Genomic DNA, 12,164 nt, shown 5'->3' on the forward strand with positions numbered 1-12,164 from the left:
ATCACCTGGCGCCGCCCCCCACCAGGATCGTCTGCAACCGGTCGAGGTCGACTCGCGCCCGGAAGGCACGCCTGACATCCTCGCGGGTCACCGCCTGCACCCTGGCCGGGAAGGTATTGAGGTAATCCAGCGGCCGATTGAAGAAGCCGATCGACGCAACTTCGGCGGTCAGCTTCTGGTTGCTGTCCAGCCGCAGCACGAAACCGCCGACGATGTTCTGCTTGGCCGCCTGCAGCTCCTTGTCGCTGGGCCCGCCGTCGATGAAATCCCTGACCGTCTTGATGGCGACCTTCAGGGCCTCCTGGGTCTGGTCGTTGCGGGTCTGCAGGCCGATCTCGAAAGGCCCGGTCACCCGCATCGGAATGAAATAGCTGTAGGCGTTGTAGGCAAAACCGCGCTTTTCCCGCACCTCCTCCATGATCCGCGACACCAGGCCGCTGCCACCGAGGACATGGTTGCCGACATACAGCGGGAAGTAGTCCGGATCGTTGATCCGCATGCCGGTCACGCCGGCATAGATGTGGGTCTGCTCGGAGGGATAGGCCGTCCTGAGGGTTTCCGGAGCGGACCTGGCGACAGGCTCGGGCAGGGGCGGCAAGGCCTCGCCCTCCGGCAGGTCGGCCAGCAGCTGCTCGGCCATGCGCTCGGCATCGGCGCGCGGCAGATCGCCGACGATGGCGACGATGCTGTTGCGGACCGTGTAGGTCCGGCGATGGAAATCGACGAGGTCATCGCGGGTCAGCCGCTCGACCGCCTCCTTCAGCCCCTCGGGGGGATGGGCGTAGGGATGATCGCCATACAGGGCGTTCATGAAGGCGATCTCGGCGACCTCGCCGGGGTCCTCGCCCTGCTGCCGGATCGCCAGCAGGGTACGGTTCCTCTCACGCTCGAAGTCCCTGGCCTCGAAGCGTGGATGCGCCAGCACCTCCCGGGCGACTTCCAGCGCGGTGGCGAGCTTGTCCGGGTGCGTCAGGCTGCGCAGGGTGACGTAGGCGGAATCGCGCCCGGCGCCGGTGCCCAGCAGTGCACCGACGTTTTCCAGCCGCTGGGCGATGGCGTCGGCATCCCAGGGGCCGGCACCCGCGTCGAGCATGCCGGAGGTCAGATTGGCGAGGCCGAATTTCTCACCGTCCCGGGCACTGCCGGCATCGAACACCAGCCGGATGTCGACCAGCGGCAGCCCCGCCGTGGGCACGAAGTAGACACGTCCGCCGCGTGCCGTGGTCCAGTGCTGGATGTCCGGCACGGCCAAGGCGGTGCCACCGAAAGCGAGCAGACCCAGTGCCAGCCAGGCCGGCCGCAGGATACCGATAAACAGCTTAACGAACATGGCCACCTCCCATGGCAGCGTCTTCCGGCGCCGGCGCCCCCTCGGGCAGCGGCAGGGGATTCAGATGCGCGATCGTCAGGCGCTCGTCGACCAGGTACTTGCGGACGACCGCCTGAACCTGCTCGGCCGTCACCGCGTTCACCCGGTCGACGTATTCCCGCACTTTGCGCCAGCTGAGGCCTACGGTCTCGGCGGTGCCCAGCTGCATGGCCTGGTAGAACATGGAGTCGAGCTGGTAGACATGGCTGGCCAGCACCTGCGCCTTGACGCGCTGGAGCTCGTCGGCAGCGATCGGTTCGTCGCGCAGCTTGCGCACCTCCTCCAGCAATGCGGCCTCGAGCTCAGCCAGCGACTTGCCCTGCACCGGCGTGCCCTCCAGCGTGAACAGGTTGACGAGACGCGCGTAAAGGTCGTAGCCCGCGCCGGCCGCCGCCGCGATCTGCTGGCCACGCACCAGGCGGCTGGAGAAGCGGGCGCTGTTGCCGCCATCGAGGATGCCTGCCGCCACTTCCAGGGCATAGGCGTCGGCCTCGTCGGCGGCGGTCCTCAGCGAGGGCGTCTTGTAGCCCAGCACCAGGTGCGGTAGTTTCGCCGGCACGCTGACAGCCAGCCGCCGCAGCCCCAGCTGCTCGACCTCGGTCTGCGGCTTGACCGGCGGCAGCTCGCTGCGCTTGAGCGGGCCGAAGAATTTCCTGGCCTGCTTGAGCACTTCCTCCGGCTTGACGTCGCCGACGACCACCAGCGTGGCATTGTTGGGGGCGTACCAGCGGGCATACCAATGCTTGAGGTCATCCAGCGTGAGTCCCGCGACATCGTCCGGCCAGCCAACGACCGGGTTGCGGTAGGGGCTGTTGCTGTAGGCGACCGACTCGAAGTGTTCCTGCATCTTGGCGCGCGGCTGGTCGTCGGTGCGCAGGCGGCGCTCCTCCAGCACGACCTGGTGCTCCTTGGCGAATTCGGCCTCGACCAGTTTGAGATTGCGCATGCGGTCCGCCTCCAGCTCGAAGCTGATGGGCAAGCGGGACGCCTCCAGCGTCTGGAAATAGGCGGTGTAGTCCTGGCCGGTGAAAGCATTCTCGCGCCCTCCGTTTGCTGCGATAATGCGCGAGAATTCGCCCGGCGGATGCTTCTGGGTGCCCTTGAACATCATGTGTTCGAGCATGTGCGAGATGCCCGTGATGCCGCCATATTCGTTGCTGGCGCCGACCTTGTACCAGACCTGCGAGACCACGGCGGGCGCTCGATGATCCTCCTGCACCAGGATTTTCAGGCCATTGTCCAGCGTGAACTCGTGAACCGGGGGCTCGGCCGCGAGTCCCGGCAAGGGCACGGCGAGCAGGAGCATGCGGAGTCCGCGTAATGACATTCTTGACGTTCTCCCTGGCATGATGGACGCGAAAGGAGGGCGGTCAGCCGCCTCCTGGAACGGGGCATTGTAAACGAAAGATTCTGTGGACCATGATCTCGACAGTCAGCCAACCCCCTAGCCTGCCCCTCTGGAAAGCCTATCTGGGACTCTGCAAGTTGCGGGTGGTTGGCGCCATCGTGTTCACCGCCATCATCGGCATGTTCCTGGCCGTGCCGGACCTGCCGCCCCTGCAGGAAACCTTCTGGGGCGCCCTCGGCATTGGCCTCGCGGCCGCCTCGGCGGCGGCGCTGAATCACGTCTACGACCGCGAGATCGACGGCAAGATGGGCCGGACCGAGGACCGCCCGCTGCCGCAGGCGCAGCTGACCCCGCGCGAGGCCAATGTCTTCGCGCTGATCCTGGCGGCCATCTCGATGCTGGTGCTGACGCTGCTGGTCAACCCGCTGACCGCCGTGCTGACCTTCGTCTCGCTGATCGGCTATGCCGTGATCTATACCCGCTACCTGAAGCGCATCACCATCCAGAACATCGTCATCGGCGGCGCGGCCGGCGCGGCCCCGCCGGTACTGGGCTGGTGCGCCGTCACCGGCGGCATCCATCCGCATGCGCTGCTGCTGTTCCTGTTGATCTTCATCTGGACTCCGCCGCACTTCTGGCCCCTGGCGCTGGCCAAGAAGGACGAGTACCGCCTCGCCGACATGCCCATGCTGCCGGTCATCTACGGCGACGAGGTGACCAAGCTGCACATCCTCGGCTACACCATCCTGCTGGTGATCTTCAGCCTGCTGCCCTATCTGACCGGCATGAGCGGGCTGATCTACCTGATTGCCGCCCTGCTGCTCGGCGGCGGCTTCCTCTACCATGCGATCCGCCTCAAGCGCGCGCGCGACAACAAGCTGGCCATGCGCACCTTCGGCTATTCCCTGCTCTATCTCGCCGGCATCTTCAGCGCCCTGCTGGTCGACCACTACCTGTCCTTCTGACGCAACGGCCGCTTTCGGGCGGCACGCGCCGAACTCCCGAATCCCGATCACCATGCCGTATTACCCGGTCCGCAAGAAGATCGTCCGGCGACCGGCCAACGATCAGGCCCCGCCACTGGGACAGCTGCCCGAGCTGCTGCAACGGCTGTACGCCAGCCGCGAGATCCGCGATACCGGCGAGCTGGACCGTTCGCTGGGCTGCCTGCCGGCGCCGCAGCGGCTGTCGGGCATGGCCGCCATGGTCGAGCGACTGAGCGATGCCATCCACCACGATCGTCGGGTGCTGATCATCGGCGACTATGACGCCGACGGCGCCACCGCCACCGCCGTCGCCATGCGCGGACTGCGGGCGCTGGGACTGCGGCAGGTCGGCTACCTGGTGCCGAACCGCTTCGAATATGGCTACGGCCTGACCCCCGAAATCGTGACCCTGGCCGCCACGCGCCAGCCCGATCTACTGCTGACCGTGGACAACGGCATCTCCAGCCATGAGGGCATCGCTGCGGCGGCGGTAATGGGCATGGAGGTCCTGATCACCGACCATCATCTGCCCGGCAGCACCGTCCCGGCCGCCGCGGCCATCGTCAACCCGAACCTGCCGGGCGAAGACTTTCCCAGCCACGCGCTGGCTGGCGTCGGTGTCATGTTCTACGTGCTCATGGCCCTGCGACAGGCGCTGCGGGCGGCGGGACACTTCGCGCGGACGAGCGTCGCGGAACCCAAGCTCGGCACCCTGCTGGACCTGGTCGCCCTGGGCACGGTGGCCGACGTCGTTCCGCTGGACCATGTCAACCGGATCCTGGTGCATCAGGGACTGCAACGCATCCGCGCCGGCCAGGCGCATCCGGGCCTGCTGGCCTTGCTGACAGTGGCGGGGCGCGAGCCGCAACGGACCAGCGCCGCCGACCTCGGCTTTGCCGCCGGCCCACGGCTCAACGCTGCCGGCCGGCTGGACGACATGAGCCTCGGCATCGAATGCCTGCTGGCCGACGATCCCGTGCAGGCCGGCGCACTGGCGCAACAGCTCGATCTGCTCAACCGCGACCGCCGCCTCATCGAGGAGCAGATGAAGCAGGAGGCCCTGGCGGCGCTCTCGCAGCTGGATAGCGAGGAGGGGAGCGACCGTCCCGCGCTGTGCCTGTTCTGTCAGGACTGGCACGAGGGCCTGGTGGGACTGGTCGCCTCGCGGGTGAAGGACCGCATCCATCGGCCCGTCATCGCCTTCGCCCCCGCCGACCGCAACCCGGACGAACTCAAGGGTTCCGCCCGCTCGATTCCCGGGATCCACATCCGCGACGTGCTGGCCGACCTCGCGACCCGTCAGCCGCAGTTGATCCGCCGCTATGGCGGGCATGCCATGGCGGCCGGACTCACGATTCCCCGGGCAGGGCTGGAGCCCTTCATGGCCGGCTTCGAGGACGAGGTCCGACGGCGCGCCGAGGGCGCAGACCTCGAACATACGATCCACACCGACGGACCGCTGGACGCAGAGCAACTGACGCTCGCCACCGCCGAGTTGCTGCAGACCGCCGGCCCCTGGGGTCAGCACTTTCCCGAGCCGGTGTTCGACGGGGACTTCGAGGTTGCCGGCAGCCGCATTGTCGGCGAGCGCCACCTGAAGCTGGTCCTGAAGCCCCGCAATGGCGCCCCGCACATCGATGCGATTGCCTTCGGGCTGGACAATCCCGGCGAGTGGCTGCGCTGCCACAGCATTCGCGCCGCCTACCGGCTGGATGTCAACGAATATCGCAACAACCGCAGCCTTCAGCTGCGGATCGACTACATGGAAAGCCTAGCCTGAGCGTCCGCCTGGCGGACCTTTATGGCCTGGATGATCTTGAAACCCTGGGTTTCCTCGGCACTGCCGATCTCCCCGCCCATGCTCCGGATTTCCGCTTCATAGGGCAGCTGGCGGTTGGCCACCAGCAGCAGACGTCCACCGGGCTTCAACAGCCGCAGCGCCTCGCGCACGAAGGCCCGGCCCAGCGCCGGCAACGGCGCGCGCCCGGCATGAAAGGGCGGATTCATGAGGACGAAGTCCAGCCGCGCCAGCGGCAGGCCGGCGGTGACATCCGCCCAGTGATAGTGCAGGCGCCGCGTGCCGGCGACATCGGCCAGGTTGAGCTGCGCCGCCGCCAGTGCCTTGCCCTCCGCCTCGACCAGATGCAGTTCGCGGATACCCGGCGCGCACTGCAATGCCTCCCGCGCCAGATAGCCGTAGCCGGCCCCCAGGTCGGCACCGCATCCGGACAGATCCGCCGGCAGCCGCGCCGCCAGCAGGCGCGACCCCAGATCCAGCGACTTCCAGCTGAACAGGCCCGGACAACTGTAGCAACCGGTAGCCGGCAGCCGGCGCAGCTCGCCACCGCGCTTCCAGTCCGCGAGCAGTGCCGGATTCAGCTGCGCGTCCGCCTTGAACGCACGTACCACGCGGCACTTGTGCTTGCTGAAGGTCTCGGTCCGCCCCGTCAGCTCGCCCAAGCGCCGCTCCAGGGATGGCGCACCCAGGGTGTTGGCCGCAACCAGGATCAGGCTGCCACCCTCCTCCAGCGCCTCCGCCGCCAGCGCCAGGTGGTGGAGTATCTCTTCCTTGTGCTTGGTGGCGAAGACGATCGCCAGTCGGCAGGTCTCTCGGGGCGCATCGAGCACCTGCCAGCCGCTCTGCTGCAGGGCCTCGGCGGTAGGCTTGTGACTCTGGACGCACGGTCCCGGCCGCCATTCGGCCACAGCATCCAGGCCAGCCGGCGGCCGGAACAAGAGGGCTGGCCGCTGGGCAGCCAACGGCACGGCAGAATGCCGCGCGAAATAGGCGGCCAGTGCCGCCACCTGCGCTTCCGACTCATTCATGGTTTCGGGTATTCGAAAAGTGGCCGCTCATTCCTGGAGCTGTGGCGGAACAGGCCTCGCTCCTGCGTCATTATCGCGCCATACGGCGAGGAAAGCTCCCGGCCGCAGACGGTACCGCGCCGGCCGCCCTGCATCACCGCGCGCCAGTTTTCCCCAGTCGGCGTGGACAGGACGTTAACTATCCTGTGGATATCGCGGCAAACGATTGAGTTTGAATGGATTTCGCCCCCTGACCAAAAAATGGACAGCGATAACCGGGGGGGGGGGGGGGGGGGGGGGGGAATCGGCCAGGCGGCCGACCGTTAGGCAGGATGCCGGGGACACCCCGGCCCTGCCGACGCGAAAAATGCCCGCAGTGGGGATGAAGACGGTCTACTTGGTCGCCACCCGGTCGGAACAGACCAACGCCATGATTTTCTCCTCGGCGGAACCGTCGGCTACGGGGAGATAGTTCGAGGGGATGTCGTGGTATTGAATCTTGTCGATGGGCTTCATGGCCTCCCGGTCGCCATAGGCAAAACCGAGCAGAACCAGTGACGTGCGCCCATCGCAGTCGTAGGACTGATTCGACTTGATGACATGGATGTAGCGTCCGCCGGTGTGCCTGGCGGGCCTGTTGTAGGTGAACTTTTCCATGACCTTGACATGATCGCCGGACCGCTGCACGGAGTCGAGATCCACGGCGATCGAGAACAGGCCATTTCCGCCCTCGCCTACCGCGGTCCAGTGGCTCGCCCAGCCGGGTGACGCCGAAATCAGGGTAGCAGCCAGCAGGCAGAGACGAAGGTGGATCATGACGATCTCCGGCGAGATGATGTGCCGTCGATACTAGATCACTTCGGCCCCATTGGGCAACAATTATTTTTGTGACAACAAACAATCGGGCCGTTTGCCACTGCACCCGAACCTGTGAAGCCGGTTTGCCCCACAGGGATCGCCAACCCGAACAACATCGCCAGCCTCCGGCTTACGGCCCCGGCAGCCAGCTAGCGCTTCGCCCGTTGTCCCGTGCGGATTTCACCCTCTTCCAGCACGTCGAAGAGGTAAACCCGGCCATCCCCGGGACGACCTGTATGGGCATATTTCATCAGGGTGGCGATGATGACATCGACCAGTTCCTCCTCCGCGAGGATTTCCAGCCGTTTCTTGGCAACGAAGGGGTTGAAATCCTGACCCGAATCGCCCCGCTGGTGACCGAAACCCTCGCAGTCCCACACACTCATGCCAGGAAAGCCCGGAATCTCCATCAAGGCCTGAACGACCCGGCCCAGCACGAATGGTTGAATATAGGCGCGGATTTCTTTCATGGCTTCAAGGTCCGGCCTTCGGCATACCGGTAGAGCAAGGGCAGCAGGGTAAGGGTCAGCAGGGTTGCCGTCACCAGGCCGCCAATGATGACCACCGCAAAAGGCTTGGCAGTTTCCGAGCCAACACTGGTCGAAAGTGCCGCCGGGAATAGCCCCAGCATGGCCATGAGTGCCGTCATGATGACAGGCCGCAGGCGATCGGTGGCACCCCTCATGATGGCCTCGTGCAAGTCATGTCCCTCGCGCAGGAGGGCATTCAGGTGCGAAACCAATATCACCCCATTCTGCACGGCGATGCCGAATAGCGCGATAAACCCGACCGCCGCGGATACACTGAGATTGATGCCGGTCAGCCAGAGTGCCACCAAGCCGCCGATCAAGGCAAAAGGAACATTCATGACAATCAAGGCGGCATACTTGATCGATTGGAAGGCCCAAAAGAGCAGGACGAAGATGAGGGTTAGGCTGATGGGCACAATAATCGAAAGCCGCTTCATGGCGCGCTGCTGGTTTTCGAATTGCCCACTCCAGACCATCCTGTATCCCGCCGGCAAGCTGACCTGTTCGGCCACTCTTGGCATAACTTCCTGAACGAACCCGCCCTGATCGCGCCCGATCAGGTTGCACTTGATGGCGATGCGGCGACTGTTTTCTTCCCGGCCGATGCGGGAGGCGCCGATATCAACCTTGATCTGCGCCAGTTCTGCCAAGGGAATGCGGCTGCCGTCCGGCGCCTTCACGACCAGATTCTCCAGCGCCGCAACCGACGAGCGGGCATCCTGCTGGAGGCGGACGGAGATCGCAAAACGACGATTGCCATCCAGCATTTCCGAAGCCGTCTTGCCGCCTACGGCCATCTCGATCACCTCCTCCACATCGGCGACATTGATCCCATACCGGGCAATCCGCGCCCGATCGATCGCAATGGCGACCTGTGCAAGCCCGGCCTGCTGCTCGGCAGCGACATCCGTTGCACCCCGCGTGGACTGGAGGATGTGTACCACTTGGTCCGCCTTGGCCTGAAGAACCTTCAAATCATCGCCAAAAATCTTGACGGCGATTTCGCCCTTGACTCCCGAAATGGCCTCCTCGACGTTGTCCTGGATCACCTGGGAGAAATTGAGCTGAATGCCGGGAAAGACGGCGAGCTTGGCATTCATCGCCGCCACCAGTTCGTCCTTGTGCCGAAACCGCCAGGTTGCCTTCGGCTGGAGCGATACCAGAATTTCGAGATTATTGAAGCCCTTGGGGTCCGTGCCATCCTCGGGACGCCCCAGCTGAGTCAGAACGGATCGTGCTTCGGGAAACGCCTCGATCCGGCTGCGGATAACCTGTTCGATTTCCTTCGCCTTGTGGAGGGATATAGGGGTAGGCAGGGTGACGGTGAGCCAGATATTGCCCTCATCCAGCTTGGGCATGAACTCGGTACCGATGACGCGCAGCAAGCCCAAAGAGAGGATGAGGAGCAACGACGCCAGCATGAGCATCAGCCTAGGCCAGCGCAGCACCCACGCCAAGACGACGCGGTAGGCGCCCTCCATCGCTTCCACCACTGGATTGTGCCGCTCGGCCAAACGCGGTCCAAGCAAAAAGCTCAGAAGCACGGGAATCAGGGTCAAGGTCACGATCAACGAGCCCACCAAGGCAAAGGACAGCGTATAGGCCATGGGCGAAAAGATTTTCGCTTCCACCCGCTGGAACGTGAAGATGGGCAGGAATGCCGTGATGATGATGGCTTTGGAGAAAAGGATCGGACGTCCCATCTCGGCGGCGGTCATCAGCATGGTCTGGCGCATGTGATTCAGGTTTTCCTGTCGCTGCATGTCCAGGGTGACCTTGACCATGATGGCCTCGACCAGTACCACCGCGCTATCAACGATGATCCCGAAATCGATGGCGCCCAGTGAAATGAGATTGGCCGATACCCCGTTGGCGTCGATGAGGATGAAGGCAAACAGAAGCGACAGGGGAATAACCAGCGTCACGATGGCCGCAACCAAGGCGCTGCGCAGAAATACCACCAGGATCAGCAGGATCAGGACGGCACCCTCCAGCATATTGTGCTCGACGGTATGGACGGTGTGCTGGACCAGTTCCATCCGGTCGTAGATGGGCTCGATTCTGACGCCGGGCGGCAGGCGGTGGGCATTCAGGTCGTCGATCTTCTCTTTCAGTTCCGCAAGCACACGAGCGGCATCGCGGCCTTTGGTCAGCAATACCACCCCCTCGACGACATCGTCCTGCCGGTTGTAGCCCACGATTCCGGTCCGGGGTTGCGCCCCCACGTCCACGAGGGCGACATCCTTGACCCTGATGGGGGAACCGTCGCGCGTGGCAACAACAACGTTGCCGATGTCCTGGAGGCTCGACAGCAAACCGACCCCCCGCACCACCAAGGCCTCGTCGCCGTGCTCGATATAGCCTCCGCCGACATTCTGGTTGTTCCTGGCAATCGCATCGTAGACGTCGCCAATCAACAGCTGATAGCTCTTCAACCGATCCAGATTGACGCTGACCTGGTATTGCTTGACACCACCGCCGAAGGAGACGAGATCGGCCACGCCCCGAACCGACCGGATGCTGGGCTCGACCAGCCATTCTTGGATCGCCCGCTGCTCGACCAGCGGCAGGCCGGGAGCGCGAATCAAAAACCGGTAGATCTCGCCGACACCGGTACTGAGCGGCCCCAGCATGGGGTTGACGTCGGCCGGAAGGACGACATTTCGCAGACGTTCCAGAACCTGCTGGCGAGAAAAGTAATCCTCTGCCTCGTCGTCGAAGATGAGCGTCACGACCGAGAGGCCGAAAATCGACACGGACCGCATGTTGATCAAATGCGGCAAGCCGTTCATTTCCCTTTCTATGGGCAGGGTGATGATTTTCTCGATTTCCTCGGGTGCCTGGCCAGGATGTTGCGTCACGACCTGGACAAAGACATTCTGAACATCGGGAAAGGCCTGGATAGGCAGGCGCTCGAAAGAGACTGCCCCAAGCATGACCATGACCAAGGTCAGGCCGATCACCATAACCCGCTGCTGCAGGCAGAAAAGAAGGATGCGAAAGATCATTTAGAGGCGGTTTCCGGCTCCTCGGCAAGCTGCTCGTTCGCCTCCTCGGTCCGCAACAACAACGCCCCTTCCGTCACGATGGTCTCCCCGGGCGCCAGCCCCTCCGCGAGGACGGCCAGGTTCTCGAGCCGTAGGCGCACCTTCACGCATCGTTGTTTGTAGTGACCGTCACCGATCCTGACGAAAACCTGGTCGCCCTCACCTTCGGTAAACAAGGCGGTCAAGGGAACGACGACGGTCTTGTCCTGACCCGTGCTCGTGATCCGGGCCGTGGCATACATGGCCGGCAGAAGCTGGCCCTCGGGATTGGCGAGCCTGCACCGAACCTTGATGGTCCGGGTAGATTCGTCGACCAGCTTGTCGATGTATTCCACTGTCGCGGCGAATTGACGATCCGGATAAGCGGCCACCGATACGCTCAAGGGTGTGCCGACATGAATCAAGCCGATGTCCTTCTCGAATACGTTCATCCACAGCGAGAGGAATCCCAGGTCGGAGACAACGAACAAGGGCTCCGGGAGATCCGGACGCACTTCCATGCCGGGATTGACATGTCTCTCGGTGATCACCCCGGCAATCGGGGTACGCACCCGGTAGCGATTATTGATCTGGTCGTCCGGGGCCCCCAGGTTGTGGATGTGCATACGACTGCGGCTGACATCATCACGCGCATGTGCCAGCGCATTCTCGGCCTGCTGGAGTTCCTTGCGCGGTAATACCCCATCGTCGAACAGGGCCTTGGCACGTTTCCAGGCGCCTTCGGCCAGGCGCTCGTCTGCCAGAGCATTCGCATAGGCCTCCTGCGCCTGACCCAGCTGGGGACTGTCGAGCTCGAGCAGGGCGTCGTGAGCCTTGACTAGGCTGCCGAGCGCGGGGATGTCGGAGACAACGCGCCCTGCAACCGGTGCCGAAATCCGTGCGGTACGCGTCTCGTCGTAAGCCAGCTTGCCGGCGATCGGTTCGGCAACCGGGGCAACCACCGCCTCCACGCGCTGCTCCACCAGCATCGCCCGCTTGCTGGAACCGGGCGGCAACAAAACTTCATCCTTGGGCAGCGCCGATGCCGCGCCACCGGCAGGCTCAGGGGGGTTGTCCCGCTCGCAACCGCCGAAACCCAGCGAGATGGACAGCAGCAGCCCAAGCGTCGGGCACAGCCTTCTGGAAATGTCACGGTTCATCGTTCTTGAGTGAGGTTACCGATGCCCCTGAGGCGATCAGGCCAGGCGAGAAGGCTGTCATTCGGGGCATTGCAGCAATCCA

At 64.1% G+C, this 12,164-nt stretch carries 9 protein-coding genes; 2 read left to right on the forward strand and 7 right to left on the reverse strand.

Annotation, left to right across the window (positions count from 1 at the left end; all coding sequences use genetic code 11):
• Position 1: 1 nt before the first annotated feature.
• Both ACH5N8_RS12245 and ACH5N8_RS12250 read right to left on the reverse strand, forming a co-directional pair.
• On the reverse strand, positions 2–1,330 hold the full coding sequence (locus ACH5N8_RS12245) for a M16 family metallopeptidase (protein ID WP_483281508.1): 1,329 nt from the start codon (positions 1,328–1,330) through the stop codon (positions 2–4).
• A complete protein-coding gene (locus ACH5N8_RS12250) occupies positions 1,320–2,696 on the reverse strand; it encodes a M16 family metallopeptidase (RefSeq protein WP_483281509.1) in 1,377 nt (458 codons plus the stop codon). The genes ACH5N8_RS12245 and ACH5N8_RS12250 overlap by 11 nt, the downstream gene beginning before the upstream one ends.
• 92 nt (positions 2,697–2,788) lie before the next feature.
• Between ACH5N8_RS12250 and cyoE the strand changes: the two genes are divergently transcribed.
• Together cyoE and recJ are read left to right on the forward strand one after the other, a co-directional pair.
• The gene (gene cyoE, locus ACH5N8_RS12255; protein WP_483281510.1) at positions 2,789–3,682 is read left to right on the forward strand and encodes a heme o synthase; all 894 of its coding nucleotides are present in this window, start codon (positions 2,789–2,791) and stop codon (positions 3,680–3,682) included.
• 52 nt (positions 3,683–3,734) lie between these two features.
• Positions 3,735–5,483: a single-stranded-DNA-specific exonuclease RecJ gene (gene recJ / locus ACH5N8_RS12260; RefSeq protein WP_483281511.1), complete on the forward strand. Its 1,749-nt coding sequence runs from the start codon at positions 3,735–3,737 to the stop codon at positions 5,481–5,483.
• Here the strand turns inward: recJ and ACH5N8_RS12265 are convergent.
• The 5 genes from ACH5N8_RS12265 to ACH5N8_RS12285 all read right to left on the reverse strand — a co-directional run bounded on the left by ACH5N8_RS12265 (position 5,462) and on the right by ACH5N8_RS12285 (position 12,082).
• The gene (locus ACH5N8_RS12265) at positions 5,462–6,529 is read right to left on the reverse strand and encodes a class I SAM-dependent methyltransferase (RefSeq protein ID WP_483281512.1); all 1,068 of its coding nucleotides are present in this window, start codon (positions 6,527–6,529) and stop codon (positions 5,462–5,464) included. The two genes, recJ and ACH5N8_RS12265, sit on opposite strands and share 22 nt — an antisense overlap.
• 372 nt (positions 6,530–6,901) lie before the next feature.
• On the reverse strand, positions 6,902–7,324 hold the full coding sequence (locus ACH5N8_RS12270) for a surface-adhesin E family protein (RefSeq protein ID WP_460027016.1): 423 nt from the start codon (positions 7,322–7,324) through the stop codon (positions 6,902–6,904).
• A gap of 191 nt (positions 7,325–7,515) precedes the next feature.
• Positions 7,516–7,836: a P-II family nitrogen regulator gene (locus tag ACH5N8_RS12275; protein ID WP_460027017.1), complete on the reverse strand. Its 321-nt coding sequence runs from the start codon at positions 7,834–7,836 to the stop codon at positions 7,516–7,518.
• Positions 7,833–10,904, reverse strand: a complete 3,072-nt coding sequence (locus ACH5N8_RS12280; RefSeq protein ID WP_483281513.1) for an efflux RND transporter permease subunit — start codon at positions 10,902–10,904, stop codon at positions 7,833–7,835. Before ACH5N8_RS12280 ends, ACH5N8_RS12275 begins: the two co-directional genes overlap by 4 nt.
• On the reverse strand, positions 10,901–12,082 hold the full coding sequence (locus tag ACH5N8_RS12285) for an efflux RND transporter periplasmic adaptor subunit (RefSeq protein WP_483281514.1): 1,182 nt from the start codon (positions 12,080–12,082) through the stop codon (positions 10,901–10,903). Before ACH5N8_RS12285 ends, ACH5N8_RS12280 begins: the two co-directional genes overlap by 4 nt.
• Positions 12,083–12,164: the final 82 nt, after the last annotated feature.

The sequence above is a fragment of the Methyloparacoccus sp. NF-16 genome, from assembly GCF_056880625.1.